At 66.2% G+C, this 23887-nt stretch carries 14 protein-coding genes; 4 read left to right on the forward strand and 10 right to left on the reverse strand.

Annotated elements, in window-relative coordinates:
* Nucleotides 1-45: 45 nt before the first annotated feature.
* Nucleotides 46-1749 (reverse strand): Na/Pi cotransporter family protein, encoded by a 1704-nt coding sequence (locus H3H51_RS05105; RefSeq protein WP_183087920.1) that lies wholly within the window; start codon nt 1747-1749, stop codon nt 46-48.
* A gap of 231 nt (nt 1750-1980) precedes the next feature.
* Between H3H51_RS05105 and recC the strand changes: the two genes are divergently transcribed.
* From recC to recD, 3 genes are all read left to right on the forward strand, one after another.
* Nucleotides 1981-5319, forward strand: coding sequence for an exodeoxyribonuclease V subunit gamma (gene recC, locus H3H51_RS05110; RefSeq protein ID WP_183087921.1), 3339 nt, complete (start codon nt 1981-1983; stop codon nt 5317-5319).
* Nucleotides 5316-8984: a UvrD-helicase domain-containing protein gene (locus tag H3H51_RS05115; protein WP_183087922.1), complete on the forward strand. Its 3669-nt coding sequence runs from the start codon at nt 5316-5318 to the stop codon at nt 8982-8984. The genes recC and H3H51_RS05115 overlap by 4 nt, the downstream gene beginning before the upstream one ends.
* Before the next feature lie 142 nt (nt 8985-9126).
* Nucleotides 9127-10965 carry an exodeoxyribonuclease V subunit alpha gene (recD, locus tag H3H51_RS05120; protein ID WP_183087923.1) on the forward strand — a complete coding sequence of 613 codons (1839 nt, stop codon included), beginning with the start codon at nt 9127-9129 and terminating at the stop codon, nt 10963-10965.
* A 222-nt stretch (nt 10966-11187) separates the two neighbouring features.
* On the opposite strand, the gene H3H51_RS05125 is transcribed toward recD, so the two are convergent.
* The 5 genes from H3H51_RS05125 to H3H51_RS05145 form a co-directional block, all read right to left on the reverse strand.
* Nucleotides 11188-12021, reverse strand: coding sequence for a hypothetical protein (locus tag H3H51_RS05125; protein WP_183087924.1), 834 nt, complete (start codon nt 12019-12021; stop codon nt 11188-11190).
* A 1-nt stretch (nt 12022) separates the two neighbouring features.
* Nucleotides 12023-13702: a hypothetical protein gene (locus tag H3H51_RS05130; RefSeq protein ID WP_183087925.1), complete on the reverse strand. Its 1680-nt coding sequence runs from the start codon at nt 13700-13702 to the stop codon at nt 12023-12025.
* Nucleotides 13703-13716: 14 nt separating this feature from the next.
* On the reverse strand, nt 13717-15192 hold the full coding sequence (locus tag H3H51_RS05135) for an OmpA family protein (RefSeq protein WP_183087926.1): 1476 nt from the start codon (nt 15190-15192) through the stop codon (nt 13717-13719).
* Between the two features lie 295 nt (nt 15193-15487).
* Nucleotides 15488-16249, reverse strand: a complete 762-nt coding sequence (locus H3H51_RS05140) for a TerC family protein (protein WP_183087927.1) — start codon at nt 16247-16249, stop codon at nt 15488-15490.
* 98 nt (nt 16250-16347) lie between these two features.
* Entirely contained in the window at nt 16348-17652 is a 1305-nt protein-coding gene (locus H3H51_RS05145; RefSeq protein ID WP_183087928.1) for a CitMHS family transporter, read from the reverse strand.
* Between the two features lie 304 nt (nt 17653-17956).
* Here H3H51_RS05145 and H3H51_RS05150 point away from each other — a divergent pair, with 304 nt between their 5' ends.
* Entirely contained in the window at nt 17957-18358 is a 402-nt protein-coding gene (locus tag H3H51_RS05150; RefSeq protein ID WP_183087929.1) for a GFA family protein, read from the forward strand.
* A gap of 154 nt (nt 18359-18512) precedes the next feature.
* On the opposite strand, the gene H3H51_RS05155 is transcribed toward H3H51_RS05150, so the two are convergent.
* The 4 genes from H3H51_RS05155 to H3H51_RS05170 form a co-directional block, all read right to left on the reverse strand.
* Nucleotides 18513-20462, reverse strand: a complete 1950-nt coding sequence (locus H3H51_RS05155; protein ID WP_183087930.1) for an Lnb N-terminal periplasmic domain-containing protein — start codon at nt 20460-20462, stop codon at nt 18513-18515.
* The gene (locus H3H51_RS05160) at nt 20462-20785 is read right to left on the reverse strand and encodes a DUF2388 domain-containing protein (protein WP_183087931.1); all 324 of its coding nucleotides are present in this window, start codon (nt 20783-20785) and stop codon (nt 20462-20464) included. The genes H3H51_RS05155 and H3H51_RS05160 overlap by 1 nt, the downstream gene beginning before the upstream one ends.
* 181 nt (nt 20786-20966) lie before the next feature.
* The gene (locus H3H51_RS05165; protein WP_183087932.1) at nt 20967-21935 is read right to left on the reverse strand and encodes a glycosyltransferase family 2 protein; all 969 of its coding nucleotides are present in this window, start codon (nt 21933-21935) and stop codon (nt 20967-20969) included.
* 83 nt (nt 21936-22018) lie between these two features.
* Entirely contained in the window at nt 22019-23881 is a 1863-nt protein-coding gene (locus H3H51_RS05170) for an HAD family hydrolase (RefSeq protein ID WP_183087933.1), read from the reverse strand.
* Nucleotides 23882-23887 lie beyond the last annotated feature (6 nt).

Here is a 23887-nt window from a genome sequence, read left to right on the forward strand (position 1 = left end):
GCGCATGATCGCATGGCGACCGGCCTGGAGTAAGGGTTTGTCCGGTTACTTCGTCTGCAAATCGGCGTGGCTCAAGGGCGGATCATCCTGGCGCGTGGGCTCGGCTGCAGCGGGCTCGACGCCGGCACCGAGGGCGCCGGTTTCCTCGTTCTCCAGCACCGCATAGGCGCTGCTGCAGAACAGCGAGTTGAGGCGTTTCATGTCGGCGATCAGCTCCAGGTGCAGCGAGCTGGTCTCGATGCTCTGCACCACCTGGCGGCTCAGGCGGTTGACGTGGGCATGGGCCAGCTTGCGTTCATGCAGGCGGAAGCGGCGCTTCTCGCGCAGCAGGTGCTGGGCGCTGCTGCGGTCACCGCTGAGGAACACGTTGAGGCCCAGGCGCAGGTTGGCGGTGAGATCGCCATGCAGGGTGATCAGCTCATCCAGGCCACTGTCGGAGAACGCCTGCAGGCGCGGGCGCTTGTGGCTGTTGAGCTTGCCGACCATCTGCTCGATGAGATCGCCGGCATGCTCCAGGTTCACCGCCAGCTCGATGATCTCGGCCCAGCGCCGGTTGTCCTGTTCGCCGAGGTCGTCGCGCGGCATGCGCGCCAGGTACAGCTTGACCGCGTTGTACAGCGCATCGACATCGTCATCCAGGCGCCGCACCTGGCGCCCGGCTTCGCTGGAGTCGTCGCGCAACACGTCGAGCTGGCGGCCGAGCATCTGTTCGATCAGGTCGCCGATGCGCAGGGTTTCGCGCACCGCGTTGGCCAAGGCCAGGCTCGGCGTGTCCAGGGCGGTCTGGTCGAGGTGGCGCGGTTTGGCCACGCCGTCGTCGCTGGCGCGCTCGGGCAGCAGCAGGCTGCACAGGCGCGCCATCAGCCCGACGCTGGGCAACAGCAGCACGCAACGCAGGCTGTTGTAGGCCAGGTGGAAGCCGATCACCAGGGTCGCCGGGTCGAATTTCAGCTCGCCCATCCAGGCCACCAACGGCCCGCTCACCGGCACGATCAACAGCAGGCCGAGCAGTTTGTACAGCAGGCTGCCGAGGGCCACGCGGCGACCGGCGGCGGATTGCATGCTGCTGTTGATCAGCGCCAGCACGCCGCTGCCGATATTGGCGCCGATCACCAGGCCGATGGCCACCGGCAGGCCAATCACTTCGGCGCCGGCCAGGGTCGCGGTGAGCAGCACGGCAGCCAGGCTGGAGTAGCTGAGCAGGGCGAACAGCGCACCAATCAACGCATCCAACAGCAGGTCGCCGGTCAGCGAGGCGAACAGCACTTCGATGCCGTTGGCCTGGACGATCGGGTGGGCCGCTTCGACGATCAGTTCCAGTGCCAGGATGATCAAACCCAGGCCGATGGCCACCCGGCCGACCTGGCCCAGGCGGCTCTGCTTGCGCGAGAGAAACAGCAGCACGCCGCTGAAGATCAGCAGCGGCGACAGCCACGACAGGTCGAGGGTCAGCACCCGCGCCATCAGCGCCGTGCCGACGTCTGCACCGAGCATGATCGCCAGCGCCGGCGGCAGCGCCATCAGGCCCTGGGCAACGAACGAGGTGGCCAGCAGCGCCGTGGCATTGCTGCTTTGCACCAGGGCGGTAACGCCGATGCCGGCGGAGAAGGCCATCATCCGGCCGTGCATGTTGTGGCTGAGGATGTGCCGCAGTTGCGTGCCATACACGCGCAGGATGCCCGTGCGCACGATGTGCGTGCCCCACACCAGCAGGGCGATGGCAGATAGCAGGTTGAGCAGGGTGAGCATGTGCGGCCTCCCTGGCAGCGGGTCGAGCGAGTCGCGACATGGGCGACCCGGCTTAAGGTGTCCGACTGGCGCCTTACGGCTTGGTTCGAACTTTCCCCGCCACGCTACTGTTCAGCTCTAGTCGTTTTGATCCGGCTGCGCCAGTTCTGGGCGCGACACAGGCTGTCGCACGTCGCCGCTAACCTGGCCCAGCTGATAACCTAGCGCCCTCGACAGGATGCCCGGCCCGCCATGCTCAACCTCTTCCACGCCCCCGACCTGGAAACCCTCGGCGCCCTGGCCACGCGCCTGCTCGCCCAGCCGCAGCACGACCCCTTCGCCCCGGCGCGGGTGGTGGTGCCGAGCCAGGGCATCGGTCGCTGGCTGACGTTGCAGCTGGCGCGCGAGCAGGGCATCGCCATGCAGCTGGAAGTACAGCTGCCGTCGGCGTTCGTCTGGGAGCTGTCGCGCCAGGTGCTCGGCCAGTTGCCGGAGCAGTCGGCCTTCACCCCGGTGACGCTGACCTGGCGCCTCTACGACTGGCTGTGCGAGCCGGCCAACCTGCAGCGCGCCGAGCGTCTGCAACGCTACCTGGAAGGCGGTGACGAACGCCGGCGGCTGTCGCTGGCGGCGAAGATCGCCGACGTGTTCGACCAGTACCTGCTCTATCGCGATGACTGGCTGGCGGCCTGGGAGCGTGGCGCGCTGTGTGACCTCGGCGCCGACGAAGCCTGGCAGGCCCTGCTCTGGCGCGAGCTGACCGCCGACGGCCACCCGCACCGCGCGCGCCTGCTCGACGACCTGCTGCAACGCCTGTACGACCCGACCCCGATTGCCGGGCTGCCGGAACGCCTGCTGGTGTTCGGCATCAGCTCGCTGCCGCCCCATCACCTGCGCGTGCTCGACGGCCTGGCCCGGCACACCGAAGTGGTGGTATTCGCCCTCAACCCGTGCCGCGAGGCCTGGGGCGAGATTCGTGATATCAGGGAGCTGGCGAAACAGCCGGAGCTGAGCCCGGATGAGTGGTACCTAGATGTCGGCCATCCGCTGCTGGCCAGCCTCGGCAAGCAGGGCCGCGATTTCTTCGACAGCCTGTTCAGCCTGGCTTCGGCAGAAGGCGGGCAGGAAACCGGGCTGTATTCGGAAGATGCCGACCTGCTCGACGACAGCCTGCTGCACGCCCTGCAGCACGACATCCTGCGCTTGCGCACGCGCCAGCCTGACGAGCGCATCGTGCTGCGCGAAGACGACCGCTCGCTGGAGCTGCACGTCGCTCACTCGCCGCTGCGCGAAGTAGAAATCCTGCATGACCAACTGCTCGCGCGCTTCGCCGCCGACCCGAGCCTGACGCCGGATCAGGTGGTGGTGCTGACCCCGGATATCGAACGCTACGCGCCCTATATCGAAGCGGTGTTTTCCTCACGCACCGGCGCCTCGCGGCAGACCGCGCCGCGCATTCCATTCAGCCTCGCCGACCGCAGCCTGCGCGCCGAACTGCCGCTGCTGGAAGCCTTCCTCGACCTGCTTGCCCTACCGGAGAGCCGCTTCACCGCCGAAGAAGTGCTGGCCTGGCTGGAGCAGCCGGCCATCGCCCGCCGCGCCGGTATCGAGAGCGAAGACCTGCCGCTGCTGCGCGACTGGCTGCGCGACGCCGGCGTGCGCTGGGGCCGCGATGGCGAGCACCGCCGCGCCCTCGGCCTGCCCGAGGACAACGCCTTCACCTGGGCCCAGGGTCTGGACCGCCTGCTGCTGGGCTTCGCCGCGCCGCCGCAACTGGCCGGTGAGGCCATCCCGCTGCTCGGTGACAGCCTGCCGCTGGACGCCCTGGAAGGCGCGCGCGGGCAACTGCTCGGGCGCCTGTGCGCCTTCGTCGGCAAGCTCGCCGGCCTGGCCGAGAGCCTGCAACGCGCGCGCCCGCTGGCCGACTGGGCGCTGGACCTGCAAGGCCTGATCGACAGCCTGCTCGACGAGCGCGAAGCCGCCGACACCCTGCTGCTACTCAGCCAGGCCTGCGCCGCACTGGCGCGCCAGGCCACCGACGCCGGCATTGCCCGCCCGCTGGAACTGGCCTTGGTGCGCCAGCAGCTCGGCACGGCGCTGGAGGCCGGTGGCGGCGCCTCGGGCTTTCTCACTGGCGCGGTGACCTTCTGCACCATGGTGCCGATGCGCAGCCTGCCGTTCCGCCAGGTCTGCCTGCTCGGCCTCGACGATGGCGCGCTGCCACGGCGCACACCGGTGGCCGGCTTCGACCTGATCGGCAAGAAACCGCGTCGCGGCGACCGTGCGCGGCGCCTGGACGACCGCTACCTGCTGCTGGAAACCCTGCTCTCGGCACGCGACGGCCTGTACCTCAGTTACGTCGGCCGCGACCCGCGCGACAACGCCGTGCTGCCGCCTTCGGTGCTGGTCAGCGAACTGCTCGAAGCCGTCGACATCACCGCCGCCGCTGTGTGTAGGAGCGAGCTTGCTCGCGATCCTGCCAGCACCGCCGCATCGCCACAGCAGCGCAAGGCCAGCGCCGCGATCACCGTCGCCCACCCGCTGCAGCCCTTCGCCCCCGGCAATTTCCAGCAAACCGGCCAGCAGCTGGGCTTCTCCGGCTCCTGGTTCCGCGCCGCCCAGCGCCTGGCCGAAGCGCCGCTGCTGGCGCCACCGCCCTTTATCGGCCAGCTGCCGGAGCCGGGCGAAGAGTGGTTAACAATTGAACCGTCGCAGCTGCTGCACTGCTTCCGCCACCCGGCGCGTTTTCTCCTCGAACAACGCCTGGGCCTGCGCCTGGCCGACGAGGAAGAAGCCATCGCCAGCGACGAGCCGTTCAGCCTCGAAGGTCCGGCCCGCCGCGGCCTGCGCAACCTGGCCCTGCAGGCGGTGGAGCGCGACTGGAGCGAGCAGCAGGAGCGCCGCATCGCCCGAGCCGCCGGCTGGCTGCCGCCCGGCGAACTCGGCCACGCGCTGTGGGGCAAGCTGCGCGGCCCGGTGCGTGCGTTCGCCCCACGGCTGTTCGAGGCGCGCCCGGAAGACGCGCCGCAACCGCTGCTGGTGGATGTCACCCTGGCCGGCGTACGCGTGCATGGCTGGCTGGACGGCGTGACCGCCAGCGGCCTGTTCGACTGGCGCCTCAATGCCCCTGGCGCCTGGGACCTACCCGGCTTCTGGCTGCGCCACCTGCTGCTGAACATCGCCGCCGGCGCGGGTATCGCCCGCGACAGCCTGCTGATTTCCCCGGCCGGCGACTGGCAACTCGGCGCGCTGGGCAACCCGCGCGAATTGCTCGAACCCTGGCTGGCCGCCTACCGCGAGGCACTCAGCGCGCCGCTGCCGTTCCTCACCCGCAGCAGCCATGACTTCGCCAAGGCGCTGGTCACCCCCAGCGCGCGCAGCAAGAAGGAGCCCATCGACTCTGCCCGTGGTGCGGCGCAGGGCGCCTGGCTCGGCGCCGACTTCAGCCCGATTCCCGGCGAGGCGCTGGACGCCTGGTACGCCCTGGCCTTCCGCGACCGCGACCCGCTCGGCGAGCGCTTCGAACAGCTGGCCGAACAGCTGCTCGGCCCGGCACTGCTGGCCCTGGCCGCCGACGAGGAGGACGCATGAGCCTCGACCTGCAGACCTCATCCTTCACCGGCCGCTCGCTGATCGAGGCGAGCGCCGGCACCGGCAAGACCTGGACCCTGACCGCGCTGTACGCGCGCCTGCTGCTGGAGCAACAGCTCAGCGTTAGCCAGATCCTCGTGGTCACCTACACCACCGCCGCCACCGCCGAGCTGCGTGAGCGCATTCGCGCGCGCCTTGCCGAATTGCTCGGGGTCTACGAAGGCACGCCGAGCAAGGACGGCTTTCTCACCGAACTGCATCGCCGCCATCCCGGCGAAGACGCACGCCGGCGCCTGCTGCTGGCCGTACATGGCTTCGACGAGGCGGCGATCTTCACCATCCACGGCTTCTGCCAGCGCGCGTTGCAGGACTCGGCCTTCGAGGCCGGTGGCGACTTCGACAGCGAGCTGACCCAGGACGACCGCGAGGTGCTCGACGCCCTGCTCGGCGACGCCTGGCGCCACGTGCTGGCCGAGGCCGATCCGGCCTGGGCGCGTTACCTGGCCAAGCAGAAGATCACCCCGGCCGTGCTGCGCCAGCGCCTGCGCAGCCACCTGGGCAAACCGTACCTGCGCATCGAGCCGCGCGAGCAGGCCAGCGGTGACGAGCTGAATGCCGCGAGCCACGCCTGGGAGCGTGCCGAGCAGCTGTGGCGCGAGCAGGGTGCGGCGTTCGTCGAGCAACTGCGCGGCCATACCGGGCTCAGCCAGAGCACCCACAAGGCCGCCAAGTTCGCCCTGTGGGCGGCGGGGCTGGACGCCTATTTCGCCGACCCGGCGGCGCTGTTCGAAGTGCCGGATGGCCTGGCCAAGTTCGGTGCGGCGGCGCTGCACAAAGCCACCAAGAAAGGTTTCGACGCGCCCCAGGGCGCCATCGCCGAGGCCTTCGACGGACTCAGCGAAGCGCTCGGCGCTGCCGTGCCGGCCGGCCGGCAGAAGCTCATCGCCCTGCAGGTGCAGCTGCTCGATCAGCTCAACGCCGAGCTGCCGGCGCGCAAGGCCGCGCAGCGCCTGCTGGCCTTCGACGATTTGCTCAACCGCCTCAACGAAGCGCTGCACGGCCCAGCCGGTGACGACCTGGCGGCGACCCTGCGCACGCAATACCCACTGGCGCTGATCGACGAATTCCAGGACACCGATCCGGTGCAGTACCGGATCTTCGATCGCATCTACCCGGTTGTTCCGGGCGTAGCGAGCGGCTCGCTGGCAAGGAAGGCGTCGAGCGAAGACCGAGACAGTACAAGCGGTACGGCGAGGTCTGAGCGAGAAACTGACGCCGCCAGCGAGTCGCGCAGTAGCCCGGGTGGCGACCTGTGTTTCGTCGGCGACCCCAAGCAGGCGATTTACGCCTTCCGTGGCGCTGACCTGGCGACCTACCTCACCGCCCGCGATGCCGCCGCGCGTTGCTACGACCTGCCGTTCAACTACCGCTCCACGCCGCAGCTGATTGAGGCGCTGAACCGTCTGTTCGACCGCCCGCAACCGTTCGCCGAAATCGGCCTGGACTACCCGCCGGTCAGCGCCGGGGCCAAGTCGCGCGAGCAGCTGGTGCTGCCGGACGACACCGGTACGGCGCCGCTGGCGCTGGTCTGGCTCGGCGATGAAGGCTTCAACAAGGGCCGCGCCGGCGAGATCGCCGCCATCGACACCGCCCAGCGCATCGCCGGCCTGCTCGCCGCCAGCGCCCAGGGCCAGGCCTATTTCGCCGAAGACGGCCAGCGCACACCGCTGCGTGGCGGCGATATCGCCGTGCTGGTCGCCAGCCACCGCGAGGCCGCCAGCGTCGCCGGCGAACTGGCCGCGCGCGGCGTGCCCAGCGTGCGCCGCGGCCGCGACAGCGTGTGGCACAGCGAGGAAGCCGGCGAGCTGGCCGCGGTGCTCGCCGCCTATGCCGAGCCGGGCCGCGAAGGCGTGCTGCGCTACGCCCTGGCCAGCCGCCTGCTCGGCCGCGATGCCGCGCAGCTGGCGCGCTGCCAGGACGACGAGCGCGCCTGGGACAAGGAGCGCGCCGACGCCGAGCAGTATCACCAGCTGTGGCAGCAGCACGGCTTTATGCGGGTCTTTAGAGCGTGGTTGGATCAGGAGCAGGTAGCTGAACGCCTGCTGGCCGGCATCGACGGCGAGCGCCGGCTGACCAACCTGCTACACCTCGCCGAACTGCTGCAGACCGAGAGCTTGCAACGCCCTGGCCTGGAAGCGCTGCTCGCCTGGTTCAATGGCCAGCGCAACAGCGAGGGTGCTGGCGACGATGCCCTGCTGCGCCTGGAGAGCGATGCCGAGCGCGTGCAGATCGTCACCATCCACACCTCCAAGGGCCTGGAATATCCGTTGGTGTTTTGCCCGTTCCTGTGGGACGGCAAGCTGCTCGGCCAGTTCACCGACAGCGCCCGTTGCCACGACGAGCACGGCCAGCCGCTGCTCGACCTGGGCAGCGCGCAGCTCGACCAGCACCTGGAACGCGCCCGCCGCGAAGTGTTCGCCGAGAAGCTGCGCCTGACCTACGTGGCCCTGACCCGTGCGCGCGACCGCCTGTGGCTGCACTGGGGGCCGGTCGCTGTGCCCAAGCCGAATCAGAAGACCGGCGCCCTGCCCGACGAAGGCCTGCACAGCAGCGCCCTGGCCTGGCTGCTGCACGGTCGCCAGTTGCCGGGTGACGATGCCCTCGGCGATTTGGCGGAGCACCTCAAGGAGAAAGCCGGCGTGGCCCTCGGCGCCGAGCTGGACCGCCTGGCCGAGAGCAGCAACGGCATGCTCGCCCGCGTCGATCTGCTGAATCGCGAGGCCAGTGCCGGCGGCGAACAGCGCGCCCAGGCGCCGGCCGCGTTGCAGCAGTTCCAGCGCAGCCTGCACAGCGCCTGGCGCATCGGCAGTTTCTCCGGGCTCTCCGCCGGCATGCACATGGAGGCGCCGGACCGCGACGCCCTGGCGATTCCCGCCGCCAGCGAGCCGGGCATGGGTTTCTTCGCCTTCCCCCGTGGCGCGCGTGCCGGTACCTGCCTGCATGCGATCCTCGAAGACTGGGCGCGCGACAAGGCGCCACTGGCCGAACTGATCGCCCCGGCGCTGACTGCCCACGGCATCGATGCCGAATTGTGGAGCGCGATTGCCGGCGAGCAACTGCAGCGGGTACTGGACACCGATCTCGATGGCGCCGGCCTGACCCTGGCTAGCCTGCAGCGTGCTCGCCGCCTGCCCGAGCTGGGCTTCACCTTTCCGGTGGCCAATCTCGATGTGCAGCGCCTGCGCGTGCTGCTCGCCGACCCCGCCATGGGCCTGGCCGAGCCGCTGCGCCTGGCCGCCGAACGCCTGGAATTCGACAGCCTGGAGGGCTTCCTCAAGGGCTTCATCGACCTCACCTTCGAGCACAACGGGCGCTGGTACATCCTCGACTACAAGTCCAACTGGCTCGGCCCGGACGCCAGCCACTACGGCGGCGAGCGCCTGCTGCAGGCCCTGGCCGGCGAGCACTACTACCTGCAGTACCTGATCTACCTGGTGGCGCTGCGGCGCTTCCTGCGTCAGCGCCTGGCCGACTTCAGCAATGATCAGCTCGGCGGCGCCTACTACCTGTTCCTACGCGGCATGCCGCAGGCCGGGGTGTACTTCGCCCGGCCCAGCGATGAGCTGCTGGATGCCCTCGACCGACTGTTCGCGGAGGGCCAGTGATGCGCCGTTGCGTAAGGTGCGCCGTGATCCCGCACGGGCAGATTGATGGGCACATCGCTCGTGTAGGAGCCAGCTTGCTGGCGATCTGTGGCCGCACGAAAAGCATCGCCAGCAAGCTGGCTCCTACGATCGAGGTGGCGCGATGAACCTCGCCGATCTGCCCCTCGGCCCGCTGGAACGCGCCCTGGTCGACAGCCTGCGCCGTCTTGATCCGCAGGTACCGGAGGCCGTGCTGGCTGCTGCTGCGCTGTGTACCGAGGCCCTGGCCGGTGGTGACGTCTGCCTGCCGCTGCAGCGCCTGGCCGGTCGCCGGCCCTGGCCCGAGTTCGCCTTCAGCCTGCCAAGCCTCGCCGACTGGCAGGCGCAGTTGCAGGCCAGCGCCCTGGTCGGCGCGCCGGGTGGTTTCGCCCCGTTGATCCTCGACGGCCAGCGCCTGTACCTGGCGCGCTACCACGCCTACGAAACCCAGCTGGCCGCACAGTTGCTGCAGCGCGCGGCGGACGTGCCGGCGGTCGATGAAGCCGCGCTTAGCGAAAGCCTCGGCCGCCTGTTCGCCTTCAACAGCAGCACTCCGGACTGGCAGCGCCTGGCCGCCGCGCAGGCAGTACGCCGGCGCCTGGCGGTGATCTCCGGCGGCCCCGGTACCGGCAAGACCACCACCGTGGTGCGCCTGCTCGCCGCCCTGCTCGAACAACCGGGTGGCGCCAACCTGGCCATCGGTCTGGCCGCGCCCACCGGCAAGGCGGCGGCGCGCATGGCCGAGGCGATCCGCAACGCCAAGGCGACGCTGCCAGTCAGCGACGCGATCAAGGTCGCATTGCCCGAAGAGGCGCGCACCCTGCACCGCCTGCTCGGCAGCCGTGGCGACACACCCAAGGTGCGCCACGACGCGGCACGGCCGCTGGCGTTGGACGTGCTGGTGGTCGACGAAGCCTCGATGGTCGACCTGGCGCTGATGGCCAAGCTGGTCGACGCGCTGCCGCCCCATGCGCGGCTGATCCTGCTCGGCGACAAAGACCAGCTCGCCGCCGTGGAAGCCGGTGCGGTATTCGCCGAGCTCTGCGAGGGTCGCGGCTTCGATGCCGAGGCGGTGACCGATCTGCAGCGCATCACCGGGCAAACCGTGCCGGTCGAACCACCGCGCTCGCGGCTCGGCGATGCTGTGGTGCTGCTCACCCACAGCCACCGTTTCGCCGGCGACAGCGGCATCGGCGAGCTGGCGCGGCGCATCAACGGTGGCGATGCGGCGGGCACGTTGAACCTGCTGCGGGAAAACCGCACCGACCTGCACTGGCAGGAGCAGCCGACTCCGAGTGCGCTGCTGGAGCGCCTCGACCAGGGCTATCGCCCCTATCTGCAGGCCGCGCGCAACGGCGATCCGGCCCAGGCCTTCGCCGCGTTCAACGCTTTCCGCGCGCTCACCGCGCAACGCGAAGGCCCGTGGGGCGTGAGTGGCATCAACGAGGCGCTGGAGGCGCGGATCAAACGGCGCCTGAGCCTGCCCGAACGCGAACGCTGGTACCCCGGCCGCGCGGTGATGGTGCGGCAGAACGACTACGCCCTCGGCCTGTTCAATGGCGACATCGGCCTGTGCCTGCATGGCGAACATGGCCTGCGCGTCTATTTCGAGGGTGAGGACGGCTATCGCGCCTTCGCCCCGGCGCGCCTGCCCAGCCACGACAGTGCCTTCGCCATGACCGTGCACAAGAGCCAGGGCTCGGAGTTCAGCGAAGTGCTGCTGGCCCTGCCCGAACTGCCCAGCCCGCTGCTGACCCGCGCGCTGTTCTACACCGGCATCACCCGCGCCAAGCACAAGGTGGAAATCTGGGGCCTGCCGGCGCGCCTGAGCGAGGCGGTGAATACCAGGGCCGAGCGCGCCGCGGGGTTGGCGGAGCGGCTGGGGGCAGGTCCGTGCGAGCTGCCAAAGCCGCCGGCAACATCGGCAACATCGGCAGCAACGGATCAGCTCAGTCTGTTCTGACGACGCCCCCCGGACTGAAGTTTGATCGTTCCCACGCTCCGCGTGGGAATGCAGTTGCAGACGCTCTGCGTCTGCGGGACGCGGAGCGTGCCGGGAGCTGGTTCCCACGCTGGAGCGTGGGAACCATCGGACTGCTTAGGCAATAAAAAACACCGGCGCTAGGCCGGTGTCTGTCGCAGTCTGGCGGTGATCCATCGCGGTCACTGCCTGTTTCAGCTGCGGTTACTTCAAGTCGACATTCAGGCTGGGCGAACCAAAGGCCATCAGGCTGGCGTTCGACTGCTTCAGGTAGCTGCTCCAGAAGCTTTCCAGGTGCTGCAGGGTCTTGCCGGAGCGGTAGGCTTCCTTGGCGTCACCGCCCACCAGCCCGGCGCCGTGCACGTAGACGCGGGCGCCGCCGAAGTCGGTCAGCAGGTTCTTCTGCTGCACCTTGTCCAGCTCCGCAGCCGGGTCGATGTCGCGGATCTGGTTGTTCTTGTAGAAGCTGCCGAAATCGCTGTTTTCCAGCATGTCGGAGATCAGCAGAACGACTTTTTCCTGAGCCGGGCGGCTGGCGATTTCCTCGCCGATCTTCTGCAGGCTGCCGAAGATTTCGCTGCGGGCGATCTCGGTGCCAGGCTGGCCGAAGCTGGCGACGAACTGCTGGCCGAACTTCTTCTTGAAGAAGGCGGCTTGTTGCAGCAGGCAGGCATCCAGTTGCTTCAGGCTGGTGCTGCCGAGGCTGTTGCGTACTTTGCCTTGCAGCGGCGAGTCGAGCTGGCCGGCGAACTGCAGCTTCATGTAGTGGTTCTGCAGGAACGCGGAGAACTGGTACAGGCGCACGCTGTCGCCGGGCTGCACGTAGCGCATGGCGTGCTCCCAGGCGCTGCGTTGCAGCGGTTGGGGCATCTGCACGGTTTCATCGATGATCACCACCAGCTCACGCCCCGACGGCGCCGGCTGGTGCTCGCTCAACTGGGCGTGCGGGTAGCAACCCGGGATGTCGTTGCGCTCACTGGCCTGCGCCGCCGTGAATGGCAGCGCGCAGGCCAGGGCCAGAGTTGCCAGGCGGCGCATCTCAGGCACCTGCCTTGGCGCGTTTGATGGCGTGCTGCACTTTCTGCTTGCTCTGCAGGGTGGCGTGGTCGATGCCCAGTTCGGTGCCGATGCTCAGCAGCTCGCTTTCCGAATACAGGGTCAGGTCGCCGAGGCCGGCGATCAGCGCGGACTGGTCTTCCTGGGCCGGTACGGCGGCTGCGACGGTGGCCGCAGGCGCTTCGGCAACGGTGGTGACGGTCACCGCGACGGCGGCTTGAGGAGCCGGCGCAGCTGCCGGGGCTGGCTGCGCGGCGCCGGCGAGGATGGCGTCACGCTCACGCTGGCGGGCCACGTCACGGCGCAGTTTTTCCAGTTCGGCTTCGTTGGCCCGCTCTTCATCGCTGAAGCGTTTGCGCTCGGCGGCTTCCTGGGCGGTGGCCTTGCGCGCTTCCGCTTCGCTGGCATACAGGGCAAAGCTGCGGCGCTCACCACGGTCGGTGCTGCCGCCGAGGGTGTGATTGTGCTCGATGCGTTCCTGCAGGCTGCTCAGCTTGGATTCGGCATCGCGGGCGACTTGTTCGCGCTTGAGTTCGTGGTACGCGGCGAATTCGCCGGCGCTGCTGAACCCGGTGATGTAGCCCGCTGCTTCTTTCGACTGGATGCCGGCAAAGGAGCGGAATACGCCGATCAGCACGCCGATGATCTGCACGCCGATGAAGATCACCGAGAGGATGATGAAGGTCAGGCGGTAGGCAAAAATGCGGTCGCTGGCCACTTCACTGGCGGCGCGCTCGTCGGCTTTCTGGCCGTCGGCCACGGCTTCACTCGGCAGTTCGAACGGCGAGCTGCTTGGCTCGGCGAACGGCGAGTCGGCTTCGGTGCTGTAGGGCGAGGCGTTGACCTGCTGGGTTTCCATCTCGTTGATGGTCGAGGCGCGGATCAGGTAGGCGCCGATGGCGAACACGCTGATCAGCACGATGGCGATGATGGTCTTCCACCAGGTCGGGGTCACGGTGGCGTTGTGCTGCACGCGGTTGATGATGTGCAGGTACTTCGGCTGGCCGTTGTCGAGGTCGGTGTGGTCGAGGTCGACGTTGCTGTCGGACTGCAGGCGCTGGGCATCGTTGTCGCGCTTGGCTTGCATGTGCCACAGGCGGGCCTTGCTGATCAGGCCGTTCTTGTGAATTTCCGCGCCCATCAGGTGGGTCGCCGGCACCAGGATGGTACCGATCAGCAGGGAAATGATGATCGCCGAGAACTCGGCCTGGTTGGCGGAGATGTTGGTGGCAATGAACGGCGACAGCACCAGGGCGAAGATGAAGGCTTCGAGGATGACCAGGAAGATACTGGCGCCCCACAGCACCACGCCGGTGGGTTTACGCCCGCGCTCCTCAACCTTGTTCAGGTAGTTGGCGCACTTCTCGTAGAAGGTGCCGTCCTTGTTTACCCGCTCGTAGAAACGATGGTACTTGGCGCACAGCTCACGCTCGGTCTTGTACCAGGTGGCGCCGCCCTCCTCGCGCTCCTCGACTTGCGAGCGCCGCGAAGCGCGGGCAATGAAGCCAAAGAACGGCAGGGAGCAGCCGAGATTGAGGAAGAAGTATTTGACCTGGTCCCACCAGCGGATCACGGCGATGGTCAGGACCATCAGGCCGACCAGGGGCCAGATCACGTAGCGGTAGGCGGCAAGCGCCGTGGACAGTGTTTCGAAGAGTTCCATGGTGTTCCCCTGGTTCAGCTACGTTCAGGTGTGTAGGCGGCGGCAAAGGTTTCCCCGCCATCGCTGTAGAAAAGTTGGCCATCCAGGCTCTTGTCGCCGGCCTTGCGCATGACCACGTCGACGCAGGACACCGCGGCCTTGGCCGGCTGGTCGACGAACACGCGGTACAGCACGGCGTTTTCGCCTTCATAGGTGTTGGCCGTGGCGCGCAGCGTGGCGCTGGCCTTGCCTTTGTTCTGCGCATAGTCGCGGGTGACATAGATCACCGGCGGCGCGGCGACCGTGGCGCTTTCGCGCAGCACCGAGACGGGCGAGAGGGTGACCAGGTGACCGTTGACCAATCCGGCCCACGAGCGGCCATTCATGCCGGGCAGGTAGTCGCGGGTGGCGTGCTCTTCCAGGACCTGGCCGGTGGCGAGGCTTTTGACTTCGCCGCTCAGGCGCGGGCTGTCCTGGGCGCAGCTGCTCATCGGCAGGTCGGTGGCATAGGCGCTGGAGACGATGGCGAAGCCGCCACTTTTCGGCGTGATGGTCTGGCCGAGGGTCCAGGGCGTGTTGCGCTCCGGCTGGCCGCCGAAGTCGATCAAGGCCGGGCTGCCCTTGGGCTTCGCCTTGGCAGCCGTCGTCGTCTGCTGGCTGCTGGCTGCTGGGGCTTTTGCAGGGCTGGCGGGCTTGCTCGCGGCGGACGGCGCCGGGGTGGTTGCGGTGCCATGGGCCAGGTATTTGGGGTTGTTCTGCTCGGCATTGACGCGCTTGACCAGCATCGCCTTGTCGTTGACCTCGACGATCTCCACCCGGCGGTTCTTGCCGCGTTGCATCGGGTCACTGTTGTCGGCGAGTGGTCGCGAGGCGCCGGCACCCTGGAAATACATGCGGTCGGCGGCAATCCCCTGTTCGGCGAGGATGCTCGCCACCGCGCGGGCACGGCGCTCGGAGAGTTTCTGGTTGGTCTCGGCGCTGCCGGTGGCGTCGGTATGGCCGACCACCAGGATGGCGGTGTTTTCCTTGGCATCGAAGGCGCTGGCCAGTTTGCGCACCTGGCGCTGGCCGTCGAGGCTGAGCTCGGCGCTGCCGGTGGCAAACATGCCCTGGTCTTCGACCTGGGCAACGATGCCGGCGGTTTCTGGCGCCGCACTGGGGGTGCTGCCCGCGGTTTGCAGGGTTTCCACCTGCAGCTTGAGGTTTTCTTCCTCGGCGAGCTTCTGCAAGCGGTCCACGCGGTTCTTGTAGGCCAGCGCCAGGCCGCAGCCGGCCGTTGCACCGACTACGGCGCCGCCGATGATGGCGCCGGTGTCACCCTTGGTCGCGGCGCCGATGGCGGCGCCTGCAACGGCGCCCAACAGACCGCCGGCGATGCAATTGGCAGTCTTGCTGTTGTCTTTGACAAGGTTATCGACGGTGGCACAGCTGCTGGTGCCCAGGCAGATGGCGATGGCCAGTGCGGTGTTGCGAAAGCCACTCGAGCTGCTGGGGGACAGGGGGCGGGTCAAAGTGGGTGCTCCTGAGGCGGGCGACAATGCTTCAGGGCAAGCGGCAGCAGCGTAGCGCTACCGACATTCATCCCTGAATTATTTATTGCGAAATGTTCTGAATTCGCTTTTTTCGATTTCATCACGAATGATGATGGCACTTCAATGGCGCCAATAAAAAATCGCACAAAAGGTCAGGAAACATCCCGCTCAGGATTCGGCGGCCGCTCTATATCAGGGGTTGTGCGGCGTGGGTTATTAGCCGTAAACAAAAAACGGGGCCTTTCGGCCCCGTTTTTGTTTGCGCAAATCCGGCTTATTGGCCCGGAATATCCTTGCGCAGCTTCACCGGGTCTTCCTTGCGCCCGCGTCGGGTGCGCATGCGGATGTTGATCGCTTCCACGCCGAGAGAGAAGGCCATGGCGAAGTAGACATAGCCCTTCGGCACATGGATTTCGAAGGCCTCGGCGATCAGCACGGTGCCGACCACGATAAGGAACGACAGCGCCAGCATCTTCAGGCTCGGGTGCTTGTCGATGAAGTCGCTGATGGTGCCGGCGGCCAGCATCATTACCAGTACGGCGACGACGATGGCGGCGACCATGACCGGCACGTTGGAGACCATGCCGACGGCGGTGATCACCGAGTCCAGGCTGAACACGATGTCGATGATGGCGATCTGGATGATGGTGCCGATGAAGTTGCGCGCCGCGCCGCCGGCCGGGGTTTCTGCGCTTTCGTCTTCGCCTTCCAGGCCGTGATAGATCTCGCTGCTGCTCTTCCACAGGAGGAACAGGCCGCCGAAGAACAGGATCAGGTCACGCCCGGAGATACCCTGGCCGAAGAGCTGGAACAGGTCGGTGGTCAGACGCATGATCCAGGTGATCGACAGCAGCAGCAGGATGCGCGTGACCATGGCCAGCGCCAGGCCGAAGAAGCGTGTGCGTGCCTGCATGTGCGGCGGCATGCGGCCGACCAGGATGGCGATCATGATGATGTTGTCGATGCCGAGGACGATCTCCAGGGCAGTCAGTGTCAGGAAAGCAACCCAGATTTCCGGGTTGGTTAGCCATTCCATATCAGTTCCTTGCGAATAAGTGTGGTCGGTTGGCGTGGGTGATCGGCCAAGCGGCAAATTCTATCTGGCTTTGCATGAAATTTCCGGCGGGCGCGCAATCATCCGCCGAACAGCGGGAACACCCCCATCAGCAAGGCGGCGAGCAGGATGCACAGGCAGATCACAATCGCCCACTTCAAGGTGAAGCGCTGGTGGTCGCCGAACTCGATCTTGGCCAGGCCGACCAGCAGGTAGGTGGAGGGTACCAGCGGGCTGAGCAGGTGCACCGGCTGGCCGACGATCGAGGCGCGGGCCATTTCCACCGGGCTGATGCCGTAGTGGCTGGCGGCTTCGGCCAGCACCGGCAGCACGCCGTAGTAGAAGGCGTCGTTGGACATGAAGAAGGTGAACGGCATGCTCACCAGGGCGGTGATCACCGCCAGGTAAGGCCCCAGCTCTTCCGGAATTATCGCCAGCAGGCTCTTGGACATGGCTTCGACCATGCCGGTGCCGCTGAGGATGCCGGTGAAGATGCCGGCGGCGAAGATCAGCCCGACCACCGCCAGGACGTTGCCGGCGTGGGCGGCGATGCGTTCCTTCTGCTGCTGCAGACAGGGGTAGTTGATGATCATGGCGATGCTGAAGGCGATCATGAACAGCACCGGCAGCGGCAGCAGGCCGGCGATCAGGGTGGCCATCAGCGTCGCGGTTAGCGCGCCGTTGATCCACAGCAGTTTGGGCCGGCGCGCTTCCGGGTATTGCGAGACGCTGATCTCGGCGTGCTGTTCATGGTCGTCCGGCAGCTGCAGCACGCCGAGGCGCGCACGCTCGCGCTTGCCGTAGAGCCAGGCGACGCCGAACAGGGCGATGCAGCCGACCAGCATGGCCGGGATCATCGGCACGAAGATCGCCGACGGGTCGACGTGCAGGGCGCTGGCCGCGCGCGCGGTGGGGCCGCCCCAGGGGGTCATGTTCATGATCCCGCCGGCGAGGATGATCAGCCCAGCCATGATCAGCGGGCTCATGCCCAGACGGCTGTACAGCGGCAGCATGGCGGCCACGCAGATCATGTAGGTGGTGGCGCCGTCGCCGTCGAGGGAAACAATCAGGGCCAGGGCGGCGGTGCCCATGGACACCTTCAGCGGGTCGCCCTTGACCAGCTTGAGGATCTTGCGCACGGCTGGGTCGAACAGGCCGGAGTCGATCATCAGGGCGAAGTAGAGGATGGCGAACATCAGCATCACGCCGGTGGGCGCGAGCTTGCCGATACCTTCGAGCATCATCGGGCCGATGCCGGCGGCGAAACCGCCGAGCAGGGCGAAGCTGATGGGCACGATGATCAGGGCGATCAGGGCGGACAGGCGCTTGGTCATGATCAGGTACATGAAGGTCATGACCATGGCGAAGCCGAGGAAAGTCAGCATGGCGGTATCTCCGGTCGGGTCAGCGCAGCGGGTGCGACGAGCGGAGAACAGGCGCGGCGAGGCCGCAGCGGCAGGCGGAACGAGGCATGGCAATCACCCATCTTGTTGTTGTCGGGGGTTGGCCGGGTAGGCCCGGCCGGCCGGTCTGATGCCGGCAGTGGGGCGATGCTAAGGGGCGAAACTTTCAGCCAGCTTTCGCCGGGTGCCCGTGTTGTCGGTAGGCGGGGATGGCGACGGGCGGTCTGCCGATTGCCGTGCTGGCGGCCAATGGCTAGGGTGAGGAGCCCTGGATGAGGAGGTGAACATGACGCAGCGACACACCGGCGGCTGCCATTGCGGCCAGCTGCGCTACGCCTTCACCGCGCCGCTGCGCGATATCGCCCATTGCCACTGCTCGATCTGCCGGCGCACCAGTGGCGGCATCGTCACCACCTGGCTCACCGTGCCGCGCGCGAGCTTTCAATGGACGGCGGGCCAACCAGGCGCGTACGCCTCCTCGTCATCCTGTACGCGCTATTTCTGTCGCACTTGCGGCTGCCAGCTGGCGCTGTTCACCGCCCTGAGCCCGGATAGCCTGGACGTGACGGTGGCGACCCTGGACGAAGCGGGGCAGGCGCCGGCTGACCGGCATATCTGGGTGAGCAGCCGGTTGCCGTGGCTGCAGCTGGATCCGCAGTTGCCCGAGGAAGATGAGGAAATTTTGTAGGGTGAATCGAGATACCCACCGGGCAGCGTTGCATTCGCTTCTGTCAGGATTCGCTACTGCGGGCGACAGGTAGGGCGGGTGAAACCCGCGTTTGTCCCGGCGCGGGCTGCACGCGCCCTACAACGTCAGCCCCGGCAGTAGGTCGTCAGCCGTTTCAGGGCAACACCAGCCCGCCACTGGCCTTGTGCAGCGACCGCAGGTGCTCGCCGATGTGCTCGAGGTTGGCTTCGCTGGCGTCGATTTCCGCCAGGCGCTCGGGGTCGAGCAGGCGGCGCACTTCCTCATTGAGGCTGTCACTGAGCCGGCGCAGGGTCTGCTGGCGCTCGCTGCTCTGTGCTTCCAGGCGCTGCCATTCCCCGGGCTGAGGCAGGCCGTAACCGGCGTCGAGCAGCTCCGCCGGGCGGCTGAGGAAGCCGCTGTTGGCGAGGATCTGCCGCAGGGTGTCGTCAGCCACGGCGTAGCGTCCGTCCTGCGGGTTGTCACGGGCGCTCAGGTAGCGGCGCTTGAGCTCGTCTTGGGCGAACAGCAACTGGCGGCGCAGGGCCGCTTGCTCCAGCAGCAGCAGGGCGGCGCTGGCGCGCAGGTCGGCCTGCTCGATCCACGGGCGACGTTGGGCGGCGGGCAGCGTCAACCAGTCCTCAACATTCACCTGGGTAATTGGCAGGCGTGCGCGCAGGATGCTGAACATTGCCTGGTAACGATCCCGGTAGGAATCGAAGCGGTAACCCAGGCGCAGCGCCTCGCGCGGGTCGTCGAGCACGCTCAGGTCGGCCAGGTCGCGCCCGCCGAGCAGCGCCAGCAGGCCATTGGGCATGATGCTGTCGAGGCTCTGCAGCTCGTTGCGGCCGGTGCCGCTGCGCAGCAGTTTGAGGGTTTCCACCGCGCAGTTGTTGGACAGGAACCAGTAGTCGCCGTCGTAGCTCCAGTGCACTTCGGCGGCATGTTCGACCAGTTGCTGCAGCTCGTCGCGCGACAGCTTCAACGGTACCGAGGCCAGGCCGCGCAGCTCGACCTTGGTGTACTCCTCGATCACCTGCTCCAGCGGCAGGATGAACAGGCGCGACGGATAGGCGCCGGTCAGGCCGTCCCAACTGGACAGCTGCACGTCGCCGACGAAGGCGCGGTAGGACAGCACCAGGTGCTGGTCGAGATCCAGTCGGCAGTCCGGTCCCAGCGGCCGCCCCGGCGCGCAGATCACCAGGCGCAGCATGCTGTGGCCCCAGCGGCTGGCCCACTGCTGGTTGGGCTCGGCGAGCAGGTAGTCGACCGCGTACACCCTTGCGGGGTCGAGTTGCCCCAGCGGCTGGCGGGCGAAATTGCTGCCGGCGTTGAGGTAGGCATAACTCGATGCGCATTCGGCCTGGGCGCTGGGTTGCCAGGCGAAATGCTCGCGCAGGTAGCGCTGTAGGCTTGGACGGCGACAGGCGTAGGCGGGGTCGAGGAGGAAGTACTCCATGTTCACCGCGACGAATTCGCGCGGGTTGCTCAGCTCGTAGAGGTCCGGGCTGCGCGCGTCCTGCCCGTTGCCCTGCTCACGCTGACCCCGTTTGCCGACGGCTTGCTGCCAGCCGGCCAGGTCGAGCAACTGCGGGTCGTCGCTGATGCTGAAGCGCCGTGCGGTCTGGCCGCGGCAGCCGTCCGCCAGGCCGACCAGTCCGGTGCTGTTGGCCTGGCTGCGGCAGTGCTGCTGGCGCAGGCCCTCACTGACGGGCCACAAGGCGGCGCGGTCGTAAAGGTGGGTCAGTTCGTGCAATACGGTGGCCAGCAGCTCGCGGCGCAAGCTGCCATGGGCTCGTCCGGAGGGGGCGTCGGCCAGCTTGGGATCGATCAGCTGCGGCAGTAGGCGGACATTGAGCGCCAGGCCATCGGGACGGGTGATGCGGCCATAGGCATTGGCCGGCAGATCATCCGACCAGCTGACCTGCACCGTGCGATCGAGGCGCTGGATAAAGCTCGGTGGTAAGGCAGCCAGGGCCTGATCGAGCAGGTCCTGGCTGACCTGGCGCTCTGACGGGCTGAGGTTGGCGGCATCCAGGCTCAGGCGCAGCTCGGCCTGGGCGCAACTGCAGGCCAGCAGCGCCAGGGCTGCCAGCCAGCGGGGCATCACAGCGCGAGAATGGCTTCGGCGAGGGCCTGATCATCGGCCTGACGGGCTTCCGGCAGGCGTTCGCGCAGGGTGGCGAAGGCGGCTTCCAGCTGCGCCCCACGGATCTCGCCGGCACTGGCAACGAAGCTGGCAGCATCGCTCTGGGCCGCGCGCACGACCTTCATGTCGCGGATCGAGGTGGTGGTGTCGGAGGTGAAGTCGAAGCTGCGATCCAGCGCACGGATGATGATGTTGCTGGTCGCAACCAGGGTTTGCGCCTGAACACTGGCAGCGCCCAGGCAAAGGGAAGTGGCGAGCAGGGCGGACAACAGGTTACGCATGGTGGCTCCAGACAATCGGGTTGATCCGTCTATTGGACGAAATTCACCCTGTGCAGTTCAAGCCCCGTGACAGGTGCGCGCCAAAGGCATCACGCCAGGCGGGGCGTATATGAGGGGTGACGTTAATTATCGGGGCTCTCACCGCATCTGAGGATGCGGGCCAGTTTGCATGAAGCCCCTATCAAACCTTGCGAAACAGCATGGCTGCTAGCAGGGCAAGGTTCTCCAGGAAACCTTGGCGGTGGACGCCAGAACGCAAAGTGGCAAACACCCGGACCAGCAAAGTGGCACGTCGTGCGTGGGCGAAGCGCTCCAATACCCTGCGACTGTCGTCGCTCAGCAGATGCTTACAGGTTTCAAGTGCGCTCAAGTTGATTTCATTCCACTGCTTATAGTGCCCGGACATGACGTTTTTCAGGCGCTTGAGGCGGCTTTTCAGTGAGCGGTTGGAGCCGATCAGGTTGGCACCATGTTGTCGGTAGCCGATCGCCGGTTTGGTGTCGTAAAGGATATTCCCCTTGCATCCACTGGTTAGCATATATAACCACCAGTCGTGGGAAACGACAGTTGGGTTGCCTGCTCGTGTGACCAAGTGCTTCAACGCCGAGTTGAAGACCATCGTGTTACCGCCAGCAATACTTTGCACCAAGGCATTGCGGAATGACGGTGGTTTGCACAGTAGGGGAGATAGGCCAATAGGCGCACCGCTTGAGCCGACCAAGCGGGTTCGCGAGCAATACAAGCCTGGGTATTCAGGGGGCTGGTGTTCCAGCCAGGCAAGTGCTCGCTCCAGTTTGTCCGCATGCCACAGATCATCCTGATCGCAGAAGGCGAAGTAGTCGGCAGTAATCTTGTCGGCCACCGCCATAGACAGGAAGTTAGCTGCAAACCCCTGTTTAGGCCCCTGTTGTATATGTAGGCGGTCCTGCAGGCGGCTCTGGTATTGCCCCAGGATATCCAGGGTTGTATCGCAGGAGCCGTCGTCGGATACGTACAGCACCCAATTTTTGTGCGTCTGCTTGAGCAGTGATTCGAGCTGTTCAGCCAAATAACGCTCGCCATTATAAGTCGCCAACAGAATAGCGACCCGAGGCTCTGTTGCGGCGGCCTGAGTTTTTTCGGCTAGCGGCGGCTGTGCGCAGGCGTGCATGGATACGATCTGACCTTTCAGGTGGCGGATGGGGAGGTTTTATTATTAGATTCCATCTGTTTTCCGCATGCTCTTATAACTGATCACAATCCATAATGTGATGACCTGAGGGTATTCCATCCTGCCGGCCAAAGGTCTGGCTTGATATTGCTTGCAGATGGGCTGCCCGTACAGGCGAAGTAAGTATGGTGGTTCTCGCTACTGGCCCAGGCATCCCAGTTGTATATCTTGCCGATCAGATGCACTTGCTCCTGACTGGGGCGATCCAGCAATTGCAACAGGTTGTCGAGCGCGCCGGTATATGCCACGACTTGCCCCAAGTCTTTATACAGTTGTTCCGACTGGTGAGCGAAGTCGCTGATTCCCTGGTTGATCCCTTCGACTATCAGGCTGATGTCGTAGTCGATGCCACGCTCCTGATCCTCAATGAATTGCAGGGTCGGCCCAGAGGACAGGCGGTAGCCGATAGTGGTCGGATGAGGCGCTGAAAAGAACAGTTCGGCGACTGCACGATTCCGGTACAGGGCCTGGGATTGTGCGTGACTGGCGCCAGTGCTTTCCGTGAAGGCGCGAAGCTTGATCTTCTTGCTATTGGCCAGTTTGCTGGAGTGCTCTGAAAGCCCCAGGTAATAGCCCGTCAGCTCCAGCGCGAACATTCCTTCACAGGCCGTCTGGAAGGCTTGCTGGGTGGTCCCGCTCCAGCCCACGTCAACAAAGGCGATGCGCATGCCATCGCGAAGGCCAAGATCCAGCAGATGCCGATAAAGGCCTTTGCGGGTTTCCTGTGCGGCCTTGAGCAGGCTCGGGCGCATGGCGACGAGGAACTGCTTGATGCTTTCGGCGCTGTTCTTTGTCAGTGGTGTCGCACTGCTCAAGCCCAGATCGCCTAGAACCTGCTCGTCCGGAAGGTCGATACCAATCCTGGAGAAAAGATCCTGCAGGGTGATGTTGTCGGCGCCGGACATCAGGAAAGGCACGTACTTGAGGAAGTTCTGCTCGGTCAGGCTGGCGAGCGTGAACGACACGCGCGAGCCACGCAGATAGGAGGCTTCCAGGCCCTTGCCAGGCGAGGATTGATGCAGCTGGTGCATCAGGTAGCCATCGCGCGATACGAAGAGGATGCGATCTACTTGATCGAGTCGTGCCTGTTGCTGAATCCAGTGCAGAAAAGCCTGCAGGATCGGGCCGCCAAATTGCCAGCCCAATTGCCACCAGGGGCTTTTTTCAAGGCAATAGGTGCCATAACGAGACAGCCCAAGATTGATCGAGCCAAGGGCATCCAGGCGGCCCTGAGGCGCCGTGAAGACTGGTGCCTGGTAATGCACGCTGCGCAAACCCTTTTCCTCGGCGCGTTGCACATCACCCAGGGGGTTGTCCCCGACATGCAGAATGTCCGCAGGTTGCATGCCCAGTCGTTGTTGCAGCTGGACGAAGAGTTCTCCGCTGTCGCGCTTGGTACTGTTGCAGGCAGAGGAAATCAGGAAGTGGTCGATGCTGATTCCGGCGCGCTCGGCCAGTGCGCGGAAAAAACTCTCCGGCAGGTACATGTCCGAGGTCAGGACGACTACCTTGCCGGCGGCGCGGGCTTCGTCCAAGAGGGCCAAGATTTCCGGGTTGACCCGCAGCACGAGGTGCTCCAACTGCTGCTCCAGGTTGCCCCGCTCTGCAAGGCTGGACAGCGAATGGGGCATGCTGGAGTAGATGTCCTCCAGGCAGATTTCGTGGCGGCCTTCGTGGTGCATGCGCTGGAAGCCCAGGTGTTGGGCCGCGCTCCGTTGTTGGCGAAAATCACTGACCTGCAGTTTGAGCCCGAGTAGGTCAAACAGTGCTTCAGGCTCATGCAGAGTCCTGAGGAACAAGGTGTCGAAAACGTCGAACGATACGGCCTTGATATGCGGCAGATGTTCGCGGAAGGCGTCGACAATGGCCTGGTAGCGCTGAGTCATGGATAG

The sequence above is a fragment of the Aquipseudomonas ullengensis genome (assembly GCF_014174475.1).
GTDB lineage: Bacteria > Pseudomonadota > Gammaproteobacteria > Pseudomonadales > Pseudomonadaceae > Aquipseudomonas > Aquipseudomonas ullengensis.